The sequence below is a fragment of the Sandaracinaceae bacterium genome (assembly GCA_020633055.1).
Taxonomy (GTDB): Bacteria; Myxococcota_A; Polyangia; order Polyangiales; family Houyiibacteriaceae; genus JADJJE01.
Genome location: JACKEJ010000014.1, coordinates 60,594 through 85,469, shown reverse-complemented (window position 1 = coordinate 85,469; position 24,876 = coordinate 60,594). Strand labels below are relative to the sequence as shown.

The following is a 24,876-nucleotide window of genomic DNA, read 5'->3' as shown; positions in this document are numbered from 1 at the left end:
TGCGCCCGTGGCGCCACGTGTCGCGCCCCGGTCCGCAGACCGTGCCTCGCTTCGCGAGCGCGAGGCTGCGGCATGGACGTGCGACCAAGCAGCGAAGCCGCATCAGAAGCTCCCCGACACGCTGACGTGTCCGAGCCCGACCCCCACGGTGACGCGTGCGGATGCCGGGGCGGTCACTGCGCCATCCCCGTCGCCGTCGAGAGCGAACAGCACGGCCCCCGTGACGGCGGCTACGACGCCTAGCCCGAGCGCAACCTGACCCGCGTAGCCGAGGCCCCTCGCGCGCTCGCCGCGCCTTCGGACGCGGGCATAGGAGCTCCCCTCGGAGGCGCCTTCCACCTGGTTGCGTCCCCGCAGCGCCACGGCCAGCAGGGCGGCGCCGCCGACCGCGATCGCGCCACCTCCAGCCAGCAGCGCGACCGGCGCGGGCCCGAGGTCGAATCGCGGCGAGGGCTGCGCGGACGCCGCGGCGGCGCGGTCGCGCTGCCGCTCGCTCAAGAACACGATGCGTGCCTCGACGAAGTCCCGCTCGGGGGCGTCGGGCAGGGCTTCGAGGAACGCGCGGTAGGTCTCGAGCGCGTGCTCGTCGTCGCGCGTGCGCTCGGCAGCCTGGGCGATGTTGTACAGCAGCTCGGGGCGCCCGCTCCGCTCGTACGAACGCTCGAACAACTCGCGCGCGTCCTCGAAGCGGCCCTCCGTGTACGCGTCCCGGCCCTGTTCGAACAGCTCACGCGCCACGCGCTCGTCATCACTTGGCGCTGCGCTCGGGTTCGATGCTGGCGGTGCGTCGCTGGTCTGCGGAGCTGCCTGCGCCCTCGCGACCATCGGAACAGGGCCGATGCTGACCATCAAGACCGTCGTCAGCGCGCAGGATAGGGGGGACCTCCGCATGGGACCCAAGCCTACGTGAACCGAGGCGCGGTTGAAATCCCACATCCTGCGCGCATGTGACCCTCGGCGCGGGGGACTCCCGTTGGTCTGGTCGGCCCGTCTACTCGCTGTAGGGCACCTGTTCGCAGGGCAGCTGTCGCCCGATCCAGCGCATCAGCGATGTGCGTGGCTTCCCGCTGTCTTCGTACTCGATGACGGCATACGTGAGGCCGCTCGCCTGACCCAGGTGCTTCAAGTCGAGGTTGATCATCTTCACCCACGTCCCCGTGTTCACGAGCACCTTGCCATCTTGATACTGCTTGTAGCGCGGGTTGTGGCTGTGTCCGACGATCAGCGTGTGCACCCCGCGCACCTTGCGCAGCGCGCGCTCCGAGTGCGCGAGGTAGCCTCCGCCGAGCTCGAGCAGATCTTCGCGCACCATGCGCGGCAGCTTGCGGATACGGTCCGTCCAGGCGGACAGCGCGAACACGCGATGGCGGAGAAAATACACCGTCGAGCGCCAGAAGAACGTGAGGGCGATGCGCGGGTCGAACACCAGCGACCCCAGGATGAAGCGCGACAGCGGCTGGATGCGGTCGATGTGGCTGCGCAGCTCCTTCAGCGGATTGAGCACCTCCAGGATCCACAGCGTGCCCCACGGGAGAAACAGGATCTCGCTCCCGTCGCGACGCTTGCGGGTCATGTGGTCGTAGTCCACGCGGTGGATGCGCTCGAACTGGTGCCCGTGCCGCACTTGGATGCCCTCGGGGAGGTAGTACGTGTCCGAGCGCGTGATGAAGCGCACGCGCTCGGCCGCCTCGCCAGGGGCCACGTAGCGCATGAACAGCTCCTGCGCGCCTGGGAACCACATCTCGAGATCGTGGTTGCCGGGCAGATACGTCAGCCGATTCTCCGGGTTCTCGAGGAAAGTCTTCAACGCGTGGACGAAGCGGGGGTGACCCTCGAGGCACGGGCGCAGCTTCTCCACAGCCACGTGCTCGGTGATCTCGAGGGGCCACACGCCGTCGATCTTGATCTTGAGCAGGTCGAAGATGTCCCCGTTCAGGATGAGCTCCACCCCGCCGGTCTGGCCGTGCTCGAGGTCGTAGTGCGAGAGCAGCTCCGCGAAACGCTCGTCGTGGAAGAAGTCCTCCATGGGGTTCGGCTCGCCCAGCTTGCGGCCGTTGGCGAGGTGGAGGTCGCTGAGGACGAGTCGCGTGAGCGTCATCGGAGCACGTGGGGTGAGCGGGGGGCGTGGTCGAGGGCGTGGGAAGGGCTGCGAGGCGACGCCAGACGGGGGGCTGGGCCGCGGACGGCGTCACGTTCGCGACGTCTGGAGGAGGGGCTTGGCCAGCTCTGGCCGACGTTGAAGTGCGTAGTCCGGCACGTCACACTGAGCGGGAGCATGCGCGTCCCCTCCACCATAGTCCACGTCGCGGCGGAGCCCCAGCGGCGTGGCCTCTCACCGTTCGCCTACGCTGCATGTCCACCGCAGCGGCGCGATGGCGAGCACTCCTTCGACGCGCGGGCAGTGGCGCCCACGCGGTCGCGGTCGCGCTCGCCGCAGCCGTGGCACACCTCGCGGGCGCTGATGGTGATGGCGCTCGTCGCCTGTTCCCTTGGCTGCCGTCCCACCCTCGAGGACCCACCGCCGCTCGGCAACCCGACGCCGCGCGACGGCGGGCCACAAGACCTAGGCGGCCTGCCCGACATCGGACCGCAGGGCGTCCTGCTGGCGCGCGTCGAGCCTGCGCACGGTCCCTTCTCTGGCGACCAGAGCGTGACGCTCCGCGGCGCCGGGTTCCTGCCCTCCAGTCAGGTCACGTTCGCGGGCGTCGCGCTGCCACCCAACGACGTGCGCTACGTCGATGCCAACCGCATCGTGGTCCTCACGCCCGCGGCCGCGCCCGGCGCGGTGGACGTCCGGGTCCGTGCCGGCGAGCAGGAGTCCACGCTGGTGGGGGGCTTCGTCTACGACGCCATCGCGATCGAGCCGCAGCGGGGGAGCGTCACGGGCGGAACGCGTGTGGAGTTCACCGGCCTCGGGGCGAGCTTCTCCCTAGCGGACACGGTCCGCATCGATGGTCTGCCGTGCGCATCGGTGGAGGTTCCATCCCCGAGCCGCCTGGTGTGCGTCACACCCCAGCACGCGGCCGGGACGGTCGACGTGTCGTACACGCCCGAGGGGGGCGAGGCCATCGCGCTGGCAGACGGCTTCACCTACTTCGAGGCCTCCGATCCGGTCGAGGGGGGGCTCGGGGGAGGCTCCATCCAGGGCAGCGTGAACGTGACGGTGATCAGTCGCTTCACGGGGGGCGTGCTGCCCGACGCCTTCGTCATGTTGGGCGACGGCCTCCCCGCGAGCGTCAGCGGACGCACGGGGGTCACGGGGCAGGTGACGCTCGCCGCCGACGGCCTCACGGGCCCCACCACCCTCACCGTCGCGGCCTACTGCCACGAGAAGACGACCATCGTGGACTTCGACGCCGCCAGCGTGACGGTCTTCCTCGACCCGTGGTTGGACGTTGGCTGTGTGGAGATCGACCTGGGCGACATGCAGACTGGGTTTCCGCGGGTCGGGGTGGCGCGCAACGGCGCGTTCATCGCGGGCGAGCTGCGCTTTCCGGGACCGAACGAGAACGCGCCCAACGGGTGGGGCAGTCTGCCGACCCCGGGCGCCAACGAGATCCGGGTGGCATACGTGCAGACCACCACGGCGTGCAGCACCTGCCGCAACTCGTCGCCGGGGGGTGCCGCGGACACCAACGACCGCATCACGGAGGACATGCTCGGCGCGCGCGGCAACCCGTTCCGCATCGCCTCGCGGGCGTCGGCGCTCGCCGTGTTCGCCGTGGCCGGCGTCGAGGACATCCACACGCACCAGTTCACGCCGTACGTCATGGGCATTCGGCGCGGCGTGCTGCTCGGACCCGAGCAGGAGCTGCGTGACGTCGAGCTGCTCATGAACATCCCGCTCGACCAGCCGCTGGACGTGCAGCTCTCGGGCTTGCCGGCGCCCACGTCGCGCGGACCCGATCGCTTCCAGGTGCGCGCGACCCTCGACCTGGGGGGTGAGGGCTTCTTGCGCCCGTTCGCGGGCTTCGTCGCGCTCGACGAGGTGGTGCGCCTCAGCAGCGACAGCGTCATCCGGCTCGTCGCGCAGCCCCCGCTCACAGGTCCGCTCGCCGACGGGCGCTACTTCGTCGATGCCGCGTGGGTGACAGGGACTGGGCTCGCGGACCCCTCTACCCACGTCGTCCGGTCGGGGGTGCGTCCGCTGGGCGGGACGGTCGCGCTGACGGGGTTCGTGGGTGTCCCCGAGATCACGGCGCCAGCGTACGGACAGCTGCTGCCGTTGGACCGCGTCCTGCGCTGGGACGTGAGCGGGCCGGAGCCGGACGTGTGGATGATCTTCGTCGAGGGGAGCGATGGCAACGCCCAGTGGCGCTACTTCGTTCGGGGCGACGCGCGGCAAGCGCCCATGCCGGACCTGTCCGGAGAGGACGAGATCCGCGACGTGACCGAAGGGCCCCTCACCATCTCGATCTACGGCATCAACGTGACCGACTTCGACTACGACACCTTCACCTACTCCACGCTCTCGTCGCGCCGCTGGACGGCCTGGTCCGTGGACACCATGACGGCGCAGCGCTGATGATTGCTCATCGGCTCCGGTCGTTCCCCTTGGCGGGCGCCTGCCTCGCGTTCTCGGCGCTTGTCGTGTCCGGCTGCGGTGCACCACCTCCGTCTCGACCCGACCTGGGCCCCGTGGTCGGCTTCGTGTGCGAGCGCGTGGGCCAGACGGGCTGCGACGGAAGCGTGTTCGTGACGTGCGTGGGGTCGGGCACCTTCTTGCGCGAGGAGCGGGACGAGTGCGGGGCACGCGGGGAGGTGTGCGTGGCGCAGCTCGGGTGTCGCGTGTGCCTCCCGGATGCCGCGCTGTGCGACGGAAACCGCCCTGGGGTGTGTCGTCCCGACGGGATGGGCGCCGACCTCACCGAGCCGTGTGACGCCGAGCAGGTCTGCAGTGAGGGGCAGTGCGTGAACGCGTGCGGGCTGGCCGAGCGGCAACAGAGCTACGTGGGCTGCGAGTTCTACGCGGTCGACCTCGACAATGCGGCGCTCGGAGGCGGTCGCGACGCGTCGTCGCAGCAGTTCGCGGTGGTGGTGTCCAACCCCGGCCAGGTCCCGTCCGCCGTGGTGGTGGAGGTCAACGACGCGCCCCCAGGCGTGCCGCCCGCGCTCCGCGAGGTCGCGACCGCCGTGGTCCTACCAGGGGACCTGGAGGTCTTCGAGCTGCCCCGCCGGGAGGTCGACGGGAGCAGCAGCAATGCCCCGTGCGACGTGGCCGCGCGCGAGTGTCGGGGCACCGAGACCTGTGTGTGTTCCGCGCTGGACACGGTGGCCCCGTGCTTCTGCCGCACCACGGCCGAGTCGGGCGGCCAGAACGACGGGACGCACACGGCGCTGACGTCCAACGCGTATCGCCTCACCAGCGACCAGCCCATCATCGCCTACCAGTTCAATCCGCTCGACAACGTCTCCGTCTTCAGCAACGACGCGTCGCTGCTCCTGCCCGCCAGTGCCCTTGCGGCGCAGTACACGGTCGTGTCGTGGCCGCAGACCATCGCCGACTCGGACTGCCCGCCAGAGATGCCGTGTCCGGAGATCGACTTCGACACGTCGTCGCGCGACGAGGGGCTGCGTGCGTTCTTGACCATCGTGGGCACGGAGGCAGCGACCCAGGTGAGCGTCACCCTCGGCCCGGACGTGGTGCGCGTGCTGCCAGGCGGAGGGCTCCCGATGGGGCTCGCCGGAGACCAGCTCACCGCCACGCTCGGTCCCTTCGACGTCTTGAACCTCGAGACGGCGGGGTTCATGGCGGACTTCACGGGCTCGCTCGTCGAGTCGAACCGCCCAGTCGCCGTGTTCGTGGGCGGCGAGGCGAGCGACGCGCCCATGTTCACGACCTACGCCAACCGCCAGTGCTGTGCCGACCACCTCGAAGAGCAGCTCTTCGGCGACGGCTCGCTGGGCACGCAGTACGTCATCGCGCGCATGCCTGGCCGCGCAGCGTCGCTCAACGCAGCCTTCGTCGACCCCAACCTCGACAGCGTCGCCGAGGGCAACGAGGTCGAGTACGTCCGAGTCATCGCGGTCCAGGGCGCGACCGAGGTCACCACGACCCTGCCCGCCCCGGACGATCGCTTCACCTTGGCGGCCCGTGAGTCCCGCCTGTTGAACGCGACGCGCGACTTCGAGCTCTTCAGTACGCAGGGGCGTCAGGTTTCCGTGCTGCAAGCGCTCCCCAGTCAGCAGGCGGTCGGTATCCCGAGCTCGCCCGTGCGGTATCCCGGCGGGGACCCTTCGCTCATCATGGTCCCACCCATCGAGCAGTACCGGCGCGAGTACGTGTTCCTCACACCCGACCGGTACGCCTTCGACTATGTGATCATCGTGGCTCCCGCGACGGCCGACGTGCGCCTCGACGACCTTGGCATGCAGGCGCAGGGGTGCAGCGTTGCGCCAGCCGACGGCATCGTGCGCGGCGTCGGCGAGGCGCCCCCCGAGCGCGTCATCTATCGCTGTCAGCTTAGCTTTCCGGAGGTCGAGCGAGATCTGGTTCGTCCGGGGTCACAGGCGGACGGCGTGCACCGCATCGTCGCGAGCGCCCCCGTGGGCATCGTGGTCTATGGGTTCGACGCGTTCGTCAGCTATGCCTACGCTGGAGGCCTCAACCTGCAGCCTCTCTTCGAGTGAGCCCGACGTGTCCATCGCCTACCACCAAGCCATTCCACGCTGCGTGCGCGCTCGCTCTCACGTCGCGGCTCTCGGTCTCACGCTGATCGCCTGGCACGGCGCGCTCGACGTGCTGGCAGGCCAGACCGCCGCAGCGCCGGTCGCGCTCGCTTCACTACGCGTCCGCGGTCCGCTGCCGCGCGCCACTGTCCAGGAGGCGATGGAGGGCGCGCTGCAGACGTACGGTCAGTGCGTGCACGCTCGCGCGGCCGAGCGCGGACGCGTCGCTGGGGAGCTGCACCTGCGGGTCCACATCGAGGCCAACGGGGTCCCGATCGCCGCGAGCGTCGATTGGTCCAACGTCGGTGATCGACCCCTCGAGCGCTGCGTGACGGCCGCCACGGAGGCGTGGCGTCTGCCCGAGCGGGACGCCGCGACGCTGGTCTCCTTCACGATGCGCGTGGGACACGGGGCGCCGACAGGCACCGATCGGGACGTGGGCGCGGTGATCGCCTCGAGCGAGCGCGACGACGGGCACCTCCCGGCCGAGGCGCGCAACACCAGCTCGAACGGCGAGCGCCAACGGGTCGTGCGCCGCACGTGGACTCCGGTGGACGGTGGCCTGCGCGTCACTGGCGCCTTGACGGAGGCCCGCGTCGCGCGCGTCCTGAGGACGAAGACGGCCGCGCTGAGACGGTGCGTCAGTGTCCCACCTGCCGGGGGAGGGACCCCAGCGCCCTGGGAGGGTCTCCTGTCGCTGCGCATCGGTGGCGACGGTCGGCTGAGCGAGGACCCGGTCGTGCAGCTCCCCGGCGCGCCGCCCTCGGTCGTCGCCTGCGTGGCGGGCGTCCTGCGCGACACGCGTTTTCCGGCGGCTTCCGGTGAGACGCAGGTGCTTTCCCGCCATCGCGCCGCGCCGCACTCCTGACCCGGCGCGAACGCGCGTCGCGGGCCGATGCCGGGCGAGACGGTCGTCCTGCCGACACGGTGAGACGCAGTGGTCGACAGACCCTCGGGGCGTGTCATTTCGACACGTTCGAACAATAGTGGGGTCCCGCGCGTTTCCCAACGCGGCCTTCGCGGCCATAATCCACTTGTCGGTACGTGCGCCTCTCCACCCTCGATTCCACGTCGCTCATCCTCGTCTCGATGCTCGTCGCGTCGGTCGTCGCGCATGCTGGCGTGCACTACGAGCTGGGGCAGCTGGCGAAGGCGCAGGCGCTCGCGGCGCTGGCTCGCGCCCAGGCCCAGCAGCGGGACGCGCGCCGCGCGACGCTGGAGTTCGACCTGGCGGACGAGCCGGCAGCGGCTTCCGAGCGACCCGTGCGCACGCCGCCCGCCGCGGACGGACAGCCTGTCGACATCACCGAGGTCTCTGAGGCCCCGCCTCCTCAGGAAACCCCGGACGCCGCCGACGCTGCCCGCCGTGCGCAGGAACGTGCTCGGCGCCGCGCCGAGCAGGAGACGCGTCGTCGCGAACGAGTCGCCCAGCTCGAAACTCCGCCCGAGGCGACGCCCGAGCCCGAGCCGGAACCCGAGCCCGAGCTGCTGCCCGAGCCCGCCCGTCCCGCGCCTCCGCCCACGCCGCCACCGGAGGACCAGGCTCGCATCGCGGTGCGTCAGCATTCGCAGAACCCTGACGACCCACCCCCCGATACGGCCTTCATCGCCGACGAAAACAACACGGTCGAAGAAGAGACCGTCGCGGAGGTCACGAACCTCGATCGCGACGACGCGGAGACCAGCGTCGGAGCGGCCATCGAGCCGCCTAGCGAGGCGACGGAGGAACGCGGGAACGCGGACGATGCCCAGCTGGCCGAGTCCGAAGACGTCGATGGGAGCGACGAGCGACGACCCACGCCAGAGGAGGTCACGCGCCGCCCACGGGACCGCCCGATCACGCCCCCGCGCGCCGAGGGCCGCACCACCAGCGAGGCCCCTCCCGACTCACGAGCGTCCAGTACGCCCCAGGGCGATGGCGCAGGCGCCGTCGCGCGTCGCGAGGAAGCGCAACAGGGGCGCGCTGGGGGAGGGAGCGCTTCGGCCGGTGGCGCGCCTGGGCTGCTGGCGAGCTCACAGAGCGATTGGTCGGTGCAGGGCGAGGGCGCACTCGGGGTGGGCGGTCGCGATGGCGCGGCGGGTGTACCCGTCCCCGAGCGCGCGGGACGCGAAGGCGAAGAGCGGGGGTCACAGCGGGGCTCGGCGCGGAGTGGCCGGCGCCCAGGTGAGCGCAGCGGACGACCCGGGCCCGACCTGACGCTGCGCTTCAGTCAGCTGTCGGACATCGTGGGTGAGGAGCGCTTGACGGAAGAGCGCGAGGCCTACTTCCAGGAGCAGCGGTCGCGCATTCGGGGCAGCTCGAGCGGGGCGCGCTGGGAGCAATTCCGGGCGGCGCTCGAGAACTACATGCCCAGCGTGCGGCCCGGCACGCAGACGGCGCTCAACGCAGCGCGCTCACCCTTCGCCACGTACATCGCCCGCATGCACGACCGCGTCCATCAGACGTACCATGGCTTCGTGGAGAACCTTCCGCTCGACCCGAGCGGGCCCTTCGGGGACCCCAACCTGCGTACGCTGCTCGAGATCGTTCTCAACCGCGACGGTAGCGTCCATCGCGTGGGGGTCGTGCGCTCCTCTGGCCTGTCGATGTTCGACTACGGGGCGTACAACGCCGTCATGCGCGGCCAGCCGTACCCGGTCGCACCGGACGCCATCCTGAGTGGTGACGGGCGCGTCTACATGCACTGGGACTTTCACAGAGAGCAGCCCTACTGCCACCAGAGCCATGCGCGGCCGTACCTGCTCCCCAACGTACGCGGGGGCGAAGACGACGCGCCAGTGCAGCGACTACAAGACAGCGCAGTCGTGCCCAGCGGCGCGCAGGCGAACTACGGGGTGTCCGGCGTGGCGACCGACAGCGAGGACGACGACGACGGGCCGGACGAGGACGACACGGACCAAGAAGCGGCCGCCGAGCCCGGCGCATCGGGGGGGACGGGCAGTCCTCCGCGGGCTGCGACCCCACGTAGCCGCGGACCACGGCTGTAGGCGCGTGGCTGAAGCAGCCCTCGACTCCGATGCGCTACGCGGCGAGCTCACCGAGCGCGCCCTGACGCTGGGCTTCGCGCGCATTGGCGTGGCGCGCGCCGAAGCGCTGGAGCTGGAAGGGGAGCGCCTGAACACGTGGCTCGAGGCCGGACACCACGACCAGATGACGTGGATGTCCAACACACGCGAGGTGCGCCGTGACCCGCGGCACGCGGGGATGCTGCCGGGCGCCGCGAGCGTCGTGGTGCTGGCGACACCGTTCCTCTCACGACAGCCGGGCACGCCAGGTGTGGGGGTGGGGCGCGTGGCGCGCTACGCCTGGGGCCGCGACTACCACAACGTGATCGGTCGACGTCTGCGCAAGTTGGAGGTTTGGCTGCGCGACCAAGGGCACGCCGTGCGGCACTCCGTGGACTCGCGGCCCGTGTTCGAGCGCGCCTGGGCCGTGCGCGCCGGGGTCGGCTTCGTGGGCAAGAACTGCTGCCTGATCGTCCCGGGTTTGGGCTCGCACGTGTTCCTCAGCACGCTGGTCACCACTGCGACGCTGCCTGTGGACGCGCCGCTGCGTGAGGGCTGCGGGCGGTGCACGGCGTGCCTGGACGCGTGTCCCACGGGGGCGTTCGTCGCGCCCCGCGTTCTGTCTGCACCCCGCTGCATCAGCAACCTGACCATCGAGCGCGAGGACAACGCCGCGACGGATCTGCTGACGCAGACGGGCGACTGGCTGTTCGGTTGCGACGCGTGTCAGGACGTGTGCCCCTACAACCAGACGCGCCCGGGTGTGCTCGACCCCGCCTTCGCGCCGCACCCACGGCTGACCGCGCTGGCACTCGAGGACCTCCTCGGCATGGACGAAGCCCGCTTCCGCGAGTGGTCGGAGGGCTCGCCTCTGCGTCGTGCGGGTAGCGCACGCATGGCGCGCAACGCGGCGGTGGTCTTGGGCAACACGGGGGGACGCCTGCACCTCCCGGTCCTCGGGCACGCGGCGACCCGTCATCCGTCGGAGCACGTGCGCGCGGCTGCGCGTTGGGCGCTGGGCCGCATCGAGGCACGCGCTGCAGGGCGCGCGACGGACGACGGCGCGCAGGTGGTCTCCGACCAGCGTGGCGCAGAGGGGCCCCACGCCACGGCACGAAGCACGGCGACACCCAGCGAAGAGCGCGACGCCAGCGAGGCAGCGCGCGACACGCGTGACGCGTAGCTCGAGTAAGATTCAAGATCGACGGAAGCGCTGGCTCGTCCGAACGCCCCGCCGGTGATCCCGAGCCGGGCTCGCGCGGCGGCACCGCAACCGCCTGCTACGCGTCGTCGTCGTCAAGCGCGTCCGGTGCCTCCACGTCGGCGGGCGCGTGCAGGTCCTGCGGTCGCGCGCCGAGGTCCAGCGTGTCGGTGGCTACCCGGGTGGGGTCGGTCTCCTTCAACACGGCCTCGAGCGCCTCGAGGATCTCGGTCAGCCCCGTGTGCGTCGCCGCGCTGAACGGCATCACCGTCACCCCCATGGCCGTGAACTCTTCCAGAGCAGCCTCGAACGCAGCTTGGGCCTCGGGCAGATCCAGCTTGCTGAAAGCGACGATGGCCGGCCGCTCGGACAGGGACGCGTCGAAGGTCTCCATCTCGTTCAGGAGCGTCCGGTAGTCGGCGACCGGGTCGCGGTCCGGGTCCGGGTCGTAGCTGACCACGTGCAGCAGCACGCGGTTGCGCTCCACGTGGCGCAAGAAGCGCAGACCGAGGCCCGCGCCTTCGGACGCACCCTCGATGATGCCGGGGATGTCCGCGATGACGAAGCTGCGGTCAGGGCCGAGCGAGGCGACGCCAAGGTTGGGCACCAGCGTGGTGAACGGATAGTCCGCGATCTTCGGCCGCGCGCGCGACACCGCGGCGATGAAGGTGGACTTCCCCACGTTGGGGAAGCCCACCACGCCCACGTCCGCCATGAGCTTGAGCTCCAGCTTGAGCATGCGGTGCTCGCCCTCTTCGCCAGGGTCGGCACGCCGGGGGGCGCGATCGTACGGCGTCGCGAAGCGCATGTTGCCGCGCCCTCCCTGACCGCCTCGCGCCACGACGAACGTCTGCTCGGGCTCCGAGAGGTCCACCAGAAGCTCGCCCGTGTCGGCGTCGTACACCTGCGTGCCGACGGGCACCTGGACGAGCTCGTCGCGCCCTGCCGCGCCGAACTGATCCTTGCCGCGGCCGTTCTCGCCGTCGGGCGCGTTCAGCGTGCGTCGATAGTGCAGGTCCATCAGCGTCGACATGCGCTCGTGCGCCTGGAGCACCACATCGCCGCCCTTGCCTCCGTCGCCGCCCGAGGGACCGCCGAGTGGACGGTACTTCTCGCGACGAAACGCCACGGCGCCGTTGCCGCCGTTCCCGGCCTGGACTTCGATTTCTACTTGGTCGACGAAACGCACGGGGCGCAAGGTGCGTTCGCGTCGGGTTCGCTGCAAGCCGGCGCGACGGCGCGCGCGACGAGCGAGCGTACGATGTGTCGGAAGGTCTCTGACCGCGACGACGGCGGTGGGTGGTGCTCGGCCTGGGCTGGGGCGCTCCGCCGAGGCCCCGAGCCCCAGGGACCGCTGCGCGTCCGGGTCGTGGGCGTGGCCCCCGAAGGGCTGGCCCGCGGGAGCGTTCCGTGCTACGTCAGCCCCGCTCGCGGCTCCGCTGCGGCCGGTTACTTGATTCCAAGTGGCCGAAATCACACATGTCTCCCGGCTCAAACGCGTGGCCTGGTGCCCCTCCTCGGGGTGGCCACGCGCAGGGGGGCAGACGCACAACCAAGAAAGAAGAGCCATGACCACCGAACAAGAAGTGCAAGAAGCCCCTGAGCTCGCGGCCCTCGGTCGCCCCGACGTCGCCAGCGGCGACCTCCCCATCGGCCTGCGCGCGCTCATCGACGCCGGCGTCCACTTCGGTCACCAGACCAAGCGCTGGAACCCGAAGATGCGCCCGTACATCTACGGCGCCCGCAACGGCATCCACATCGTCGACCTGGACCAGACGGCGGTGCTCTTCCGCCGCGCGTTCAGCTTCGTCACCGAAGCCGTCGGTCGCGGTGGCCACGTGCTGTTCGTCGGCACCAAGCGCCAGGCGAGCGACGTGGTGCAGGAGGAGGCCATCCGCGCTGGTCAGTTCTACGTGACGGGGCGCTGGCTGGGCGGCACGCTCACCAACTTCGCCACCGTCAAGAAGGGCATCGACCGCCTGCGCGACCTCGACCGCCAGGAGGCGGACGGCACGCTCGAGCTGCTCACCAAGAAGGAGGCCCTCGGCCTGCGTCGCGAGCGCGAGCGCCTCGAGAAGTTCCTCGGCGGCATCAAGCACATGGACGGCCTGCCGGCCGCGCTGTTCGTGATCGACCCGAACAACGAGCACATCGCGGTGAAGGAGGGGCGCAAGCTCAACATCCCGATCATCGCGCTCACGGACACCAACTGTAACCCCGACCTCGTCGACCTGCTGATCCCCGGCAACGACGACGCCATCCGCTCCATCAAGCTCGTGGCCTCGCGCATCGCCGACGCGTGCATCGAGGGCTCGCAGTCCCGTCGTGACCACGTCGTGCAGAACGCCAACGTGGGCCACGTGGGCGGCGCGGTGGGCGATGGCCCCTCGGTCGAGACGGCGCGCAAGCGTCCCGGGCGCGGTGCGCCAGGGCCCCGCCGCTGAACCTTTCCCAAACCTCGAAGACAGGACGAGCAAATGGCGACGATCTCAGCCGCACAGGTAAAGGCGCTCCGTGACCGCACGGGCGCAGGCATGATGGACTGCAAGAAGGCCCTCATCGACGCAGATGGCGACGAGGACAAGGCCATGGAGGACATCCAGAAGAAGGGCCTCGCCAAGGTGGCGAAGAAGGCCGGCGCCATCGCCGCCGAGGGCGTGGTGCACGCGTACATCCACGCGGGCAGCCGCGTGGGCGTGTTGGTCGAGGTGAACTGCCAGACCGACTTCGTGGCGCGCAACGAGGAGTTCAAGGCCTTCGTGAACGACGTCGCCATGCAGATCGCGTCCATGACGCCGCTCTACGTGCGCGAGTCCGACATCCCCGAGGCGGACGTCGAGGCGCAGACCAACCTCTTCGCCGGTCAGATGGAAGAAGAGGCGCGCGAGACGGGCAAGTCCAAGCCCGCCGAGGCCACCCAGAAGATCCTGGAGGGCAAGATCGCCAAGTGGAAGAAGGAGAACTGCCTCCTGGATCAGGTGTCCATCATGGTCGAGGACAAGAAGACCATCGGGGACATCTGCGACGAGCTCTCGGCTCGCATCGGCGAGAAGATCTCGGTGCGCCGCTTCGTGCGCTACGAGCTCGGCGAGGGCATCGAGAAGAAGAAGGCGGACCTCGCGGCCGACGTGGCCGAGACGCTCGCGGGCAGCTGAGCCAGCTTTCGCTGCACATGAAGAAGCCCGGCCGCTCGCGCGTGCCGGGCTTCGTTCGTTTGGGGTGGGTGGCGGGCCCCCAACCCACGACGCCCGCTCCGACGAGGACACCGCGGGGTCGAGGGTCGACCCTGCACGGTACGAATAAGCCCGGCCGCTGATGCGCGCCGGGCTTTCTTCGTGGTGCAGCGGACCGAGCCCGCGCGCCGAGGTCGAGCCGAGGCTCAGACCTTCATGATGTCTTCTTCCTTGTTGGCGACGATCTCGTCCACCTTGGCGCCGCCGTCCTTCACGATGGCCTCCAGCTCCTTCAGCGCGCGGGCCGCGTCGTCCTTGCCGACCTCACCCGACTTCTCGAGCTCGTCGATCATGTCCTTGGCGTCGTGCCGGGCCTTGCGGATGGCGATCTTGCAGTCCTCGCCCTCCTTGCGCGCCGTCTTGGCCAGGTCACGTCGGCGCTCCTCGGTGAGCGGCGGGATGGGGATGCGGATGAGCTCGCCGTCGTTGCTGGGGTTGAGGCCCAGCTGCGCGGAGCGAATGGCGGACTCGATGACGGGGATGAGATTCCGCTCGAAGGCCTTGAGCGTGATCATGCGCGCCTCGGGCACGTTGATACCCGCCATCTGCTTGAGCGGCGTGGGGACGCCGTAGTAGTCGACACGCACGCCGTCCAGAATGCCGGGGTTCGCGCGGCCCGTGCGGATCTTCGCGAGGTCCCGTCGCAGGGCGTCATGCGCCTTCTCGATGCTCTGCTTCAGGTCTTCCAGTGTCTCGTCGAGCATGTCCGTTCTCCCTCGGGCTGGCGGAGCCCGTTGTGCCGCGCAGTCCTATCAAAAAACCGCGCGGCCGTGGTGCGTCATTCGCCCTCTTCGGCGACGAGGGTGCCGACGTCCTCGCCCATGACCACCCGCTTGATGTTGCCGCGCTGGTGCAGCGCGAACACCCGGATGGGCAGCTTGTTGTCCCGACAGAGCGTGACGGCCGTGCTGTCCATGACCCCTACGCGGTCCGCGAGGAAGCGGTCGTAGCTGAGGCGGCGGTACATCTGCGCGTTGGCGTGGGTGGCCGGGTCCGCGTCGTACACGCCCTCGACCTTGGTGGCCTTCATCAGCGCGTCGGCGTGGATCTCCATCGCGCGCAGCGCCGCGGCCGTGTCCGTCGAGAAGTACGGGTTACCCGTGCCCGCCACGAAGATGACGATACGGTGCTTCTCGAGGTGCCGGATGGCCCGCCGGCGGATGTAGGGCTCGGCCACCGCGCTGACCGCCAGAGCGCTCATCACGCGCGTCTGGACGCCCTTCTTCTCCAGCGCGTCCTGGAGGGCGAGGCCGTTGATGACGGTGGCCAGCATGCCCATGTGGTCGGCCGACGTGCGGTCCATGCCGCTCGCGCTGCCTTTGAGGCCACGGAAGATGTTCCCGCCGCCAATCACGATGCCGATCTCGGCGCCCGCGTGGTGCACCTCGGCGATCTCCGACGCGATGTCGCTGAGCGTCGAGGGGCGCAGCCCGAAGCCGCCCACTTCGCCACAGAGGGCCTCGCCCGAGAGCTTGAGCAACACGCGCTTGTGCTTGAGTTCCGCCATGGGGACGGGTCTAGCGTCCGGCGGGGAGAGGCGCAACCGCGCTCGCAGCCGCCCCCCGCGTCAGAACGGGCGGCCCAAGTGAAAGTACATGCGCGGGCCCCCACCTTCGTTCGCGCCGTACGCGAATCCCAGGCGGAGCGTGAACGGCAGGACGTACCCCACCGTGAAGTCGAGGAACAGCTCGGCCCCGACGCCCAGCCGGAACGTGGAGAGATCGAGGCGCGTGCTGTAGGCGTCGCCGTAGTCCGCGAACACCAGCGCGTGCACACGGTTCAGGTAGAACGGGTTGGTCTGCAGGCCGTGCTGGATGCGCACGATCGGGAAGCGGTACTCCAGCTGGACGAGCTGGAAGCGCAGCCCGCGACGGTCCCCGGGCGCGTAGCCCCGGAGCGCCTGCCCACCGAACACCGGATGCTCGAACAGCAGCTCCTGGAAGTCGGGGGAGGGGAACCCGCCGATGCTGTAGAGAGCGCGCCTGCCTCGGTCGCCGGCCGAGAGCCCACCGCTGTAGCGCAGCGCGAAGATGTGGTGATGGATGAGAGGGTTCTCCCAGTACCGTGAGAAGCCCCAGCTGAGCGCCGCCGCCCGGTAGGGATTGCCGATGGCGCGGTCTGCGGCGCTCATCGTCACGTTCAGCGAGCGCCCCACCGACGTGGTCATGTCGTAGATCTGCGCGCGCGCGTCGGAGTACGCGAAGCCCACCCGGGCTCGCGTGAAGAACCCACGCTCCGGCACGCTCGGAGGCGGGAAGTTCGGGTCCAGCTCGCCGCGGAAGGGGCTCACGCTCGCGATGTGTGTCACCGCGTAGCCTCCCGAGAGCGTGGTGGAGTGGAACGACCGCGGGAAGCTCCGCGAGAGCGAGATGTCACCGCCCAGGGCCCGCTCGCGCCACGGCTGTCGCACGCCCTCCACCACCAAGTCGTTGCGCGCCGCGTGTCGACGGAAGAAGCGCCACGCGACCGGGACCGTCCCGCGCTGGTAGCGGCCGCTGGTGGTCAGGTCGACCTCTCCCGCCGGGAGCGTGAGGTCGACCCTCGCGCTCCAGACGAACCAGCCCACGGCGTCCTCGCCGTCGACCGAGAGGCTCAGCATGCTGCCGCCCAACAGCGTGTTGCTCTCGAAGCCGAGACGATAGCTGCGAGGGTAGAGCGTCTCCACCGGGCGATAGCGATGGCTCGGGCCCCCGAGGACCCCTGTCGCGCTGGGCTCCGGGCGCGTGTCTCGGTACGGCAGGGCAGGGCGCCCCCACGTCTCGGGAGAACCGTCCAGGCGGAGCGCGTACAGGTCGAAGCCGTAGCTCGTGTAGCCGACGTAGACGATGCGGTCTCCCGAGGGCGAGACGACGGGGCAGTACGCGCCGCTCACGACGTTGGTCAGCTGGCGCGTGACGCCCGTGTCGAGCGCGATCGCGTAGAGGTTGGCGATGCCGGTGCGGTCCGAGGAGAACACCACGTGTGCCCCGTCGGGCGTGAAGGTCGGGCCGAGATCGAGCGCGCGGTCGTGGGTCAGCTCGCGCACTCGGCCCGTCACGGCGTCGATCACGTGCACGTCGCGATATCCCCCCGCGCGCCACACCGAGTAGGCGACGTGTCGACCGTCCGGCGAGAAGCGCGGCGTGTAGACCTGCTCGAACGGCGCGCTCGTCACCAGGCGTCTCCGCGTGCCCGCGACGTCGTCCAGCTGCGCGACCTCGAGGTGCGAGGTGCCGCCATCGTTCACCGTGAACACCACCTGGGTTCCGTCCGGCGAGACGTCGGGGGCACGAGCGCGCAAGCCCGTCGTCAGGCGCTCGGGGCGCCGCCGTCCGGGGCGCTTGCGGAACAGGTCGAAGCGCGCGTAGATGCCACGGTCGAAGTCGACCGAGTCGTACACGATGCTCCCGTCCGGCAGTGCGCTGGGCGCGGCCGCGCCCGCGACGCGGGTGATCTTCTCGGGGGCGCCACCGCCTACGGGCAGTCTCCGCAGCTGGGGATCGCTGCGGCCGTCCATGGCCATGTAAATCAGGCTCCCATCGGGCGCGAAGCGCGGGTAGAGCGCGGTCTCGCCGTGGTGGGTCAGGCGCTCACCCTCGACGCGCCCGGCGGCCTCCACGGCCTCCTGTTCGGCCCGATAGCGGGCGCGCATCTCCTCTTGGAACGCTGCGTACAGCTCGGGCCAGGTGGAACCCGTGGCCCGCCGCGCAGCGCGACTCAGCCCGTAGGGCACGGGGTTGCGTCCGTAGATGTCGGCCATCTCGGCGATGGCGTGATCGCCGTAGTGCTGCGCGATGTGCGCCATCAGACGCGAGCCGTACAGGTACCACGTCGCGCCGCGGGGCCACTGGTCGATGTCGTTGGCGAGCTGGTCCAGGGTCAGGACGCGGTCCTCCAGGAACGCCATGCGCAGGTACATCTCGAACTGCGTCGAGCGCATGCGGCCGCCCGCCGTCTCGCGCGACTCCATGTACGTGGCGAGCCCCTCGACGATGAAGCGAGGCTGCGTCTGGTTGGGAGCCAGCAGGCGACCGAAGATGCGGTTGATGATGGCGGGCAGCCCCGAGATGTTGCTCAGGTGCAAGATGTGCGTGTGCTCGTGGGTGATCAGCGTCGTGAGCCAGTCGTCGAAGTCGGCCAAGGCGCTCATGTCCTCGGGCGCGGTCGCGAACAGTCGGATCGCGTCGTACGGGAGTGCGGTGGCCAGGCCGTTCGCGGACTCCGAGTCGTCCGAGAGCGTCACCTGCACGCGACCGCTCATCTCGTTCTCCACCACCGGGGACACACGCGCGTGCGCCCGCTCCAGCGCGTAGCCCGCGCGACGCGCCACGGGCCCCAGGTGGGCGGGATAGTGGACGGCAAAATGCTCGGTGTTCACGGTGCGCCAGCGCACACTTCGATCGCGCAGCTGGGCGGCCCCCGTGCTGGGCAGCGCGGCTAGCCAGAGGGCGAGCAAGAGCGTCGAAACGCCGACGCGGCGCGGCACGAACATGGGGCTCCTATAACATGACCGGCGAATGTCGATGGGAACGACGCTTCTGCGCACCTCGTCCTTGACCGGGTGCCCCTTGGCCTTCTAGCCTTGCGCTCTGCGGGTTGTGACTCGCAGCGATACGCCACGTGGAGACTCCTATCCCGAACATGATGCCGCCGCCGCCCTCGCGGCCCGCCCGTGCCTTTGCGCTCCGCTTCATCTCCGGGAAGTACCAGGGTGGCGAGTTTCCGCTGCCCGAGAACGGGGAGGTCGTGGTCGGTCGCTCCGGCGAGCTCGACATGGTGCTCGTCGAAGACATGGTGTCGCGCCGTCACGCCAAGATCACCGTCACCAACGGGCAGATCTTCATCCAGGACCTGGGCTCCACCAACGGGAGCTTCGTGAACGGTGAGCGCATCAAGCGCTCCAAGCTCTCCGAGGGCGACCGCGTCCTCATCGGCACCAGCATCATCAAGGTGGTCGCCACGGAGGGCGCCGCCACCATGCGCGAGGCCAAGGCCGCGCTGGAGGACGTGGCAGCGGGCAAGCGCACGTCGCAGGTGCGCACCATGACCGGCTCCATCGCCGAGGTGCCCCTCCCGGACTTGCTGCAGCTGTTCGCGGCCAGCAAGAAGAGCGGCACCCTGGTGGTCCGCACCGACACGGACGTGGGCAAGCTGCACCTCGACAAGGGGCGCCTGCACTACGCGGCCGTGAACGACAACTACGACGTCGCGCCCGAGAAGAGCTTCTACCGCATCCTCACGTGGGCGGAGGGCACCTTCGACATGGAAGGTGTCGAGGAGCGCGACTTCCCTGGCGAGATCGAGATGAGCACCGAGGGGCTGCTCATGGAAGCCATGCGCCAGCTGGACGAGGTCAAGCGCCTCGGCCCGGAGGTGCCGCCGCACAGCGCCCAGCTCGAGATGTGCTCCCCGCTCATCCCACCGCTGCGCGACCTCAGCCCGGACGAGCTGGACATCCTGCAGATCGCGCACAACTACTCGCGCGTGGAGACCGTCCTCAACAAGAGCCTGGCGGGTGACGTCCACACCAGCGAGCTGATCGTGAAGCTGCTCAAGGCGGGCTACCTCAAGGTCATCTGAGGCGCCCCCCCGGGGTGGGATCAGCGCGGCAGCAGGTACCGCTCGGCGATGGACGCCCAGCTTCCAGCGGGTTCGAGGGCCAGGTACGTCTCCCAATGCGGGCGTGCGTCCCGAGGGCGGCCCAGCTCTTCGTACGCCATCGCCAGATTGAAGTGCGCGTCCGCGAACGACGGGTCCGACCCGAGGGCGCGCTCGAACGAACGCACTGCGCTGGAGGCGTCTCCGGCGTCCAGCGCGAGGAAGCCGAGGTTGTAGTGGGCCTCTGGCTGCTCGGCGTCGATGCGGAGCGCGTTCTGGTAGTGGCCCCGCGCCTCCTCCACGCGCCCGCGTCGGTAGCAGAGGTTGCCCAGGTTGGTGTGCGCGTTGCCTAGCGAGGCGTCCAGGCGGAGCGCGGCCAAGTACGCCGCCTCGGCTCGCTCGAACGTGGCCTCGTCTTCGTCCAGGCGGCAGCCCTCCAGGTAGTGCTCGTAGGCCGTGCGGCGGGCCTCGGCGGTAGGCCCCGTGCGCAGCACGCGCACCACGTCGTCGCGCAGGCTCTCGACCTCGAAGTCGATCACCAGCTGCCCAGTCGTGGGCTCGAACGCGCCGCGGCGGTCGCGCATGACCACGGAGCCGCCTTCCTCGGTGACGCGCAATTCGGCCAGCGGCCGGCTGATGGTGGGCAGCGTGCGCCGAATGGCCGCCACCGAGTCTTTCACGCGCTGCAGCGGGACACCGCGCTCGAGCAGCGCCTTGGCGGCGCGCACGCTGACGAGGTCCTGGAAGGTGTAGAGCTGCCGCTTCCCGAGCGTGGCCGACGGCGTGATGAAGCCGGAGCGCGCCCAGCTGCGCAGGCGGCTCTCCTTCAGGTCGAACAGCTTGGCGACGTCGGCGGTTCCGTACAGGTCCGCCAGCGGGTCGTCCGCGCGGCGCTGCGGCTTCGGCGCGTCGTCGGTGCCTTGAGCCAGGGGCGCGGGCGCGGCGATGCGCGTGCCCACGCCATCGCGGCTGAAAGCGACGTGGATGACGTTGTCGCGCTCTTCGCTCAAGGGATGCTCCGCTCCGACAATACTTCAAGGGGGACTTCGAGATCGATGTCGATGTGTAGCTCGTTCTCGGTCAGGCGCATCCGGGTCTCGACCGTGGCCGTGCCAAGCATGTGACTCGGGACCCGACGAGCGGCCTCGGCCCGCGCCCAGCGCATCAGCCGCAGGCGCACCCGCATCGACCCATCGATGGCGTCTCGCAGCGCCGCCAACTCGGTCGGCGTGCTGCGCGCGCCGAGCAGCCGCGCAACGCGGCCCAGGTCCACGCTGAACATCGACGTCCCGAAGTAGCGCGCGCAACCGTCGGCGCCCGGTCGGAGCGCTTGGGAGCCCTCCGACAAGAGCTCTCCGCACGCGAAGATGGCTTCTTCGGCTTCGCGCGTGAGCGTGCAGCGAGGCTCGGCGTGCCGTACGAGGCGAGCGCGCGTGGCGCGGGCGAGCTGAGGGCGGGGCGGGGGGACACGCGCTGGGCTGAGCATCGACGAAGCGTACCTTTGCCTACATCGGCCTACCAAGATCGTGACAAGCGCTCCTTGGGCGTGCCGGGCTGCTATACGCACCAGCATGCTGCCTGCTGCCAAGTCGATGGCCTTCCTCTCCGATGTCCACGGTGCGCTCGCGCCCCTCGAGGCCGTGCTGCAAGAGCTCGCCCGGCGCGACGTGAGCGACATCTACGTCGCTGGCGACCTGCTCTTGGGGGGCGACGAGCCGCTCGAGGTGTGGCGCCGGCTGCAGGCGGTGGGCGCTCGCTGTACGCGGGGAGCCAGTGACACCGCGCTGTGCATGATCGACCCGAGCTCGCTCGAGCCAAGCGACGACGCCGAACGCAGGAGCGCCGAGCGCTTCGCGCGCACCCGCCGCGACCTCGGAGAGCTTGTGCTCCAGTCCCTGCGGCGGCTGCCGGAGCGTCTGCGCATCCCGATGATCGACGGCCGCGAGATCCTGATGACCCACGAGTCGCCTCTGGGCACGGGCGCGGAGCTGAGCCACGACCTCGACGACGAGGAGCTGATCACGCTGTTGGACAGCGACCCTGCGGACCTGTTCGTCGTCGGGTCGACCCATGTCCCGTTCCAGCGGGCGCTGACAGGCGCGCATGTCATCAACGTAGGCTCCGTCGGGCAGGCGCCAGGGGGCGGCGTGGCGCACTTCACCATCGTGCACCCGCGCATGGACGGCACGGAGATCCTCCAGGACTTCGTCACGCTCTGACCGACGGGCCAAGGGCGACACCACGCCGAGACGCAGAGAGCCCGCCATCGACGGCGGGCTCTCGTGCGGTTCACGTCGCGCTCACACGGGTGAGCGAGCGGATGCTCGATGGTCAGGGAGCGGTGGGCGCGCTGCTCGGGCAGATCTCGAGGTGCGCAGGGTCGCTGAAGTCGCTCTCACACGGCGCGTGCACGCCGGTCTCGGGCACGTACGGGAAGCGCGCGGCGCCGTGGTAGCGGAAGTCCACGCGGCGGGGCGTGAGGATGGGGTTGCGGGGCACGCCGATGACGGGGTTGCCCGTCAGCTCGGGGTCTTCGGCCCAGGAGCGCGCCATCGCACGGTAGGTCGCTTCGTACACGCCGGTGCCGAACAGCGGGCTCTCGAGCAGCATGGTCTGACGCTTGCCGCCCGCGGGCGTGGTGGTGTTGGGCTCGAGCGACTCGAAGTGGATGAGGGTGCGACGCGCGCGCCAGTCCACGACCATCGTGCCGTACAACAGGTCGTCGTAGGGCACGGTCAGGTCGGACGGGTCGAGGGGGATCAGCTCGTAGGGGCCGTGGTCCGCGGCGTAGGTGCCGCCGAGCACGAGGCCGCTCTTGGCCGGGAGGATCAGCACCTGCACGAGGGTCACATCGCTGTGGATGGGGAGCGGGATGCCGCGCGCGCTGAGCGACACCTCGAAGTCGCCCGACTGCTCGATGGTCTCGAGGTAGAACGAGGGCTGTCGCGGGTCGAGGTTCGTCTGGGGGCAGGGGCCGCCCGCGAGGTCGTCGGCGGTGTAGAGCGCGAACGCCCCGTCGGCCAGCACGAAGTTGCCCGTGATGAAGTCCGAGTTGTTGATGTCGATGACCGGCACGGGCGCACACGCCGCGATCACGCCGTAGCGCTCCGCCAGGAACTGCACCGTCTCACCCAGGATGGTGGGCGTGTCCTGCCCCGCCACCTCTTCGAAGACCGTGGTGTCGAGGCGTTCATCACCCCGAGGGTACTGTTCATTTTTGGTACAGCACAAGGGGACACCGACCTGAACCGCCGAGCTGCTGTCCACACGCGTCGTCCAGGAGCGCGACAGTCTGCATGTAAATCGGTGGCGGGCAGAGGCTGCACAGCCTGACGGGGCCACCGGCGCGCCGCTGCCCCGTTCGCAGACGACGGCGCACCTGGCCCTTCGGCCGAGGAAGACGCTCAGTACCAGCCGAGCGTGAGCGTGATGCCGATGTCCAGCACGGCCCCGCCGTAGCGGAAGCTCTGCAGATAGTCGATGCCGTTCGCGACGTCCTCGGCGCTGCGCGTCACGCGCCGGTGCCGCATCATGTTGGCGCGGAAGAAGAAGTCGATTGACGCGTTGGCGCCCACCGAGCGGTGCGGGTCGTACGTGCGCTCGTTCTCGGCGTCGAGCGCGACGCGACCACCGCTGTCCGCCGGAGCCCCGCTCCCAGGCTGTGCGCTGGCTCCCTGCGCTGCGGTTCCAGGAGGAGCCGAAGGCGCCGCTGGCGTGCCAGGGGGCGCCGCAGCGCTCGTGCTCGGTCCAGTATCCGCGCCACCACGCGTCGCCCAGGCTGGTTGCCCTCCGCGACCGGCCGCGCTGGTCGGCGTCGCTCCCTGGGCTCCACCCGCCCCCGCCGAGGCCCGGTCGCTTTCCGGGCTCCCGACATCGCTCTCTTCCGCGGACTCGTCCGGGGGCACGTCGGACGCGTCCTCGAGTGGATGCGCGACGGTGTCAGGACTGTCCCCGAAGCGGTATCCCGCGCCGAACGCGATGCTGTGTGTGTTTGCGTCCAGCACGTTGGCGCGGCAGGGGTCGCTCGTGCCCGTGCGCTCGAGGCACCCAGCGCTCGTGCCCGGGCGCGCAAGCGACGAGGGACGGAACCCGTAGCCCGCGCGAATGGCGAGCGCGTCATCGAGCACCCGCAGCTCGGCGCCCAGGCGTGTCACGACGACGTTGCGCTGGCCGTAGTCTTCGCGGGTGGGGAAGCCCACTGCGGCCGCCGTCAAGTCGTTGTCCGGAGTGGCCACCAAGAAGGGCCCTGGGTGCGCCGCGTAGTTGTACCAGGTCAGGTCCAGGGCCACCGTCAGCATGTCCAGCGGGTCGACGCTGGCGCCGACGGCGACTTGGCGCGGGGTGTACCAGGCGGCGGACTGTACGAACAGCTGGATGGGGATGGCCAGCCCGAGCGCGCTCGCGTCGACGTTCACCGGAGTCTGCAGGTCGTGGTAGAGCGCCCCGCGGTACGCGATGCCCAGGTGCAGCCAGTCGACGGGGTTGACGTCGACGCCCACGTAGAGCGCCGCCGCCGGCTGCAGGTCCCACTGGAAGATGACCTCCGAGGGTTCGTCCGAGAGCACGGCGATGTCGGTGTTGATGCTCAACGCCGAGTGGATGAGGATGCTGGCCCCGAGCCCGAAGCTGAGCTGGGGGATGGGCCTGTAGCCGATCGCCAGCGCGATGCTCAGGGCTTCGAGTTGCTCACCATACAGCAGCCAGTGGGGGCGCTGGTTGAGCGTGCTCTGGTCCAGGGTCATCGGGTTCTGCAGACCGATGCCGAACACCATCCCGAACGAGAGTCCGAACGGCAGGTGGTTGCAGAAGCCCATGGTCGCGCGCGTCTGGTTGCGTAGCGGCTTGGGGGTGGGGTAGTCCGCGTCGGTCGTGGGATCGCCGTCGGGATCGCCGGCCAGGGCAGGGCCGTCGTCCTCCACGTCCAAGTTGTAGAAGGTGTGCCGGATGTCCACACCCACCTGGCTGTTCGAACAACGGGAGAGGTTGGCGGGGTTGTAGTACGTGGCGGAGAAGTCCACCGCCGCGGCGGTGCCCGCGCCCCCCATGCCGTTGATCCGGGCGCCCACACCCTGCACGTCTTCGGGGGCGTTGGCGCGGGCCCGCGGGACCGAGGCCGAGGACACCCCCAGCGCGCACGCCACGCTCAGCGCGATCGCGGCCGCGCGTGTGTTGTCATTCGTCATGAATCCG

General features: G+C 70.0%; 19 protein-coding genes. 9 read left to right on the top strand and 10 right to left on the bottom strand.

Annotated elements, in window-relative coordinates; translation table 11 throughout:
• Window positions 1–102: 102 nt before the first annotated feature.
• Both H6726_29400 and H6726_29395 read right to left on the bottom strand, forming a co-directional pair.
• The gene (locus H6726_29400; protein MCB9661794.1) at window positions 103–891 is read right to left on the bottom strand and encodes a tetratricopeptide repeat protein; all 789 of its coding nucleotides are present in this window, start codon (window positions 889–891) and stop codon (window positions 103–105) included.
• 100 nt (window positions 892–991) lie between these two features.
• The gene (locus H6726_29395) at window positions 992–2,098 is read right to left on the bottom strand and encodes a metallophosphoesterase (GenBank protein ID MCB9661793.1); all 1,107 of its coding nucleotides are present in this window, start codon (window positions 2,096–2,098) and stop codon (window positions 992–994) included.
• Between the two features lie 177 nt (window positions 2,099–2,275).
• Between H6726_29395 and H6726_29390 the strand changes: the two genes are divergently transcribed.
• The 5 genes from H6726_29390 to queG all read left to right on the top strand — a co-directional run bounded on the left by H6726_29390 (window position 2,276) and on the right by queG (window position 10,858).
• Window positions 2,276–4,525 (top strand): IPT/TIG domain-containing protein, encoded by a 2,250-nt coding sequence (locus tag H6726_29390; GenBank protein ID MCB9661792.1) that lies wholly within the window; start codon window positions 2,276–2,278, stop codon window positions 4,523–4,525.
• The gene (locus tag H6726_29385) at window positions 4,525–6,630 is read left to right on the top strand and encodes an IgGFc-binding protein (GenBank protein MCB9661791.1); all 2,106 of its coding nucleotides are present in this window, start codon (window positions 4,525–4,527) and stop codon (window positions 6,628–6,630) included. The genes H6726_29390 and H6726_29385 overlap by 1 nt, the downstream gene beginning before the upstream one ends.
• Before the next feature lie 7 nt (window positions 6,631–6,637).
• Complete coding sequence (locus H6726_29380; GenBank protein MCB9661790.1) at window positions 6,638–7,537, top strand: hypothetical protein; 900 nt, start codon at window positions 6,638–6,640, stop codon at window positions 7,535–7,537.
• Window positions 7,538–7,713: 176 nt separating this feature from the next.
• Entirely contained in the window at window positions 7,714–9,657 is a 1,944-nt protein-coding gene (locus H6726_29375; GenBank protein MCB9661789.1) for a TonB C-terminal domain-containing protein, read from the top strand.
• Between the two features lie 4 nt (window positions 9,658–9,661).
• Window positions 9,662–10,858 carry a tRNA epoxyqueuosine(34) reductase QueG gene (gene queG / locus H6726_29370; GenBank protein MCB9661788.1) on the top strand — a complete coding sequence of 399 codons (1,197 nt, stop codon included), beginning with the start codon at window positions 9,662–9,664 and terminating at the stop codon, window positions 10,856–10,858.
• A 97-nt stretch (window positions 10,859–10,955) separates the two neighbouring features.
• Here queG and obgE read toward each other — a convergent pair whose 3' ends face one another.
• Window positions 10,956–12,065, bottom strand: a complete 1,110-nt coding sequence (gene obgE, locus H6726_29365; protein MCB9661787.1) for a GTPase ObgE — start codon at window positions 12,063–12,065, stop codon at window positions 10,956–10,958.
• Between the two features lie 379 nt (window positions 12,066–12,444).
• On the opposite strand from obgE, the gene rpsB reads away from it, so the two are divergent.
• Window positions 12,445–13,320 (top strand): 30S ribosomal protein S2, encoded by an 876-nt coding sequence (gene rpsB / locus H6726_29360; GenBank protein MCB9661786.1) that lies wholly within the window; start codon window positions 12,445–12,447, stop codon window positions 13,318–13,320.
• A gap of 33 nt (window positions 13,321–13,353) precedes the next feature.
• Window positions 13,354–14,031, top strand: coding sequence for a translation elongation factor Ts (gene tsf, locus H6726_29355; GenBank protein ID MCB9661785.1), 678 nt, complete (start codon window positions 13,354–13,356; stop codon window positions 14,029–14,031).
• A 224-nt stretch (window positions 14,032–14,255) separates the two neighbouring features.
• Here the strand turns inward: tsf and frr are convergent, their stop codons facing one another.
• The 3 genes from frr to H6726_29340 form a co-directional block, all read right to left on the bottom strand.
• Entirely contained in the window at window positions 14,256–14,813 is a 558-nt protein-coding gene (gene frr, locus H6726_29350; GenBank protein ID MCB9661784.1) for a ribosome recycling factor, read from the bottom strand.
• A gap of 74 nt (window positions 14,814–14,887) precedes the next feature.
• Entirely contained in the window at window positions 14,888–15,616 is a 729-nt protein-coding gene (locus tag H6726_29345) for a UMP kinase (GenBank protein MCB9661783.1), read from the bottom strand.
• Between the two features lie 60 nt (window positions 15,617–15,676).
• Window positions 15,677–18,580 (bottom strand): PD40 domain-containing protein, encoded by a 2,904-nt coding sequence (locus tag H6726_29340; protein ID MCB9661782.1) that lies wholly within the window; start codon window positions 18,578–18,580, stop codon window positions 15,677–15,679.
• Between the two features lie 152 nt (window positions 18,581–18,732).
• On the opposite strand from H6726_29340, the gene H6726_29335 reads away from it, so the two are divergent.
• The gene (locus H6726_29335) at window positions 18,733–19,668 is read left to right on the top strand and encodes a DUF4388 domain-containing protein (protein MCB9661781.1); all 936 of its coding nucleotides are present in this window, start codon (window positions 18,733–18,735) and stop codon (window positions 19,666–19,668) included.
• Window positions 19,669–19,688: 20 nt separating this feature from the next.
• Here the strand turns inward: H6726_29335 and H6726_29330 are convergent, their stop codons facing one another.
• Together H6726_29330 and H6726_29325 are read right to left on the bottom strand one after the other, a co-directional pair.
• Window positions 19,689–20,696, bottom strand: coding sequence for a tetratricopeptide repeat protein (locus H6726_29330; protein MCB9661780.1), 1,008 nt, complete (start codon window positions 20,694–20,696; stop codon window positions 19,689–19,691).
• Window positions 20,693–21,172, bottom strand: coding sequence for a hypothetical protein (locus tag H6726_29325; GenBank protein ID MCB9661779.1), 480 nt, complete (start codon window positions 21,170–21,172; stop codon window positions 20,693–20,695). Before H6726_29325 ends, H6726_29330 begins: the two co-directional genes overlap by 4 nt.
• A gap of 85 nt (window positions 21,173–21,257) precedes the next feature.
• On the opposite strand from H6726_29325, the gene H6726_29320 reads away from it, so the two are divergent.
• Window positions 21,258–21,905, top strand: a complete 648-nt coding sequence (locus H6726_29320) for a metallophosphoesterase family protein (GenBank protein ID MCB9661778.1) — start codon at window positions 21,258–21,260, stop codon at window positions 21,903–21,905.
• A 112-nt stretch (window positions 21,906–22,017) separates the two neighbouring features.
• Here H6726_29320 and H6726_29315 read toward each other — a convergent pair whose 3' ends face one another.
• Together H6726_29315 and H6726_29310 are read right to left on the bottom strand one after the other, a co-directional pair.
• Window positions 22,018–22,917, bottom strand: coding sequence for a hypothetical protein (locus H6726_29315; GenBank protein MCB9661777.1), 900 nt, complete (start codon window positions 22,915–22,917; stop codon window positions 22,018–22,020).
• A gap of 173 nt (window positions 22,918–23,090) precedes the next feature.
• Window positions 23,091–24,869: an outer membrane protein transport protein gene (locus tag H6726_29310; GenBank protein ID MCB9661776.1), complete on the bottom strand. Its 1,779-nt coding sequence runs from the start codon at window positions 24,867–24,869 to the stop codon at window positions 23,091–23,093.
• Window positions 24,870–24,876: the final 7 nt, after the last annotated feature.

Bases quoted from the DNA above. Each gene is read 5' to 3' on its own strand.
- H6726_29390 (MCB9661792.1), top strand. From the start codon at position 2,276: ATGCGCGTCCCCTCCACCATAGTCCACGTCGCGGCGGAGCCCCAGCGG.
- rpsB (MCB9661786.1), top strand. From the start codon at position 12,445: ATGACCACCGAACAAGAAGTGCAAGAAGCCCCTGAGCTCGCGGCCCTC.
- H6726_29400 (MCB9661794.1), bottom strand. From the start codon at position 891: ATGCGGAGGTCCCCCCTATCCTGCGCGCTGACGACGGTCTTGATGGTC.
- H6726_29325 (MCB9661779.1), bottom strand. From the start codon at position 21,172: ATGCTCAGCCCAGCGCGTGTCCCCCCGCCCCGCCCTCAGCTCGCCCGC.
- H6726_29345 (MCB9661783.1), bottom strand. From the start codon at position 15,616: ATGGCGGAACTCAAGCACAAGCGCGTGTTGCTCAAGCTCTCGGGCGAG.
- H6726_29320 (MCB9661778.1), top strand. From the start codon at position 21,258: ATGCTGCCTGCTGCCAAGTCGATGGCCTTCCTCTCCGATGTCCACGGT.
- H6726_29335 (MCB9661781.1), top strand. From the start codon at position 18,733: ATGCCGCCGCCGCCCTCGCGGCCCGCCCGTGCCTTTGCGCTCCGCTTC.
- H6726_29395 (MCB9661793.1), bottom strand. From the start codon at position 2,098: ATGACGCTCACGCGACTCGTCCTCAGCGACCTCCACCTCGCCAACGGC.
- frr (MCB9661784.1), bottom strand. From the start codon at position 14,813: ATGCTCGACGAGACACTGGAAGACCTGAAGCAGAGCATCGAGAAGGCG.
- H6726_29340 (MCB9661782.1), bottom strand. From the start codon at position 18,580: ATGTTCGTGCCGCGCCGCGTCGGCGTTTCGACGCTCTTGCTCGCCCTC.
- tsf (MCB9661785.1), top strand. From the start codon at position 13,354: ATGGCGACGATCTCAGCCGCACAGGTAAAGGCGCTCCGTGACCGCACG.
- H6726_29385 (MCB9661791.1), top strand. From the start codon at position 4,525: ATGATTGCTCATCGGCTCCGGTCGTTCCCCTTGGCGGGCGCCTGCCTC.
- H6726_29310 (MCB9661776.1), bottom strand. From the start codon at position 24,869: ATGACGAATGACAACACACGCGCGGCCGCGATCGCGCTGAGCGTGGCG.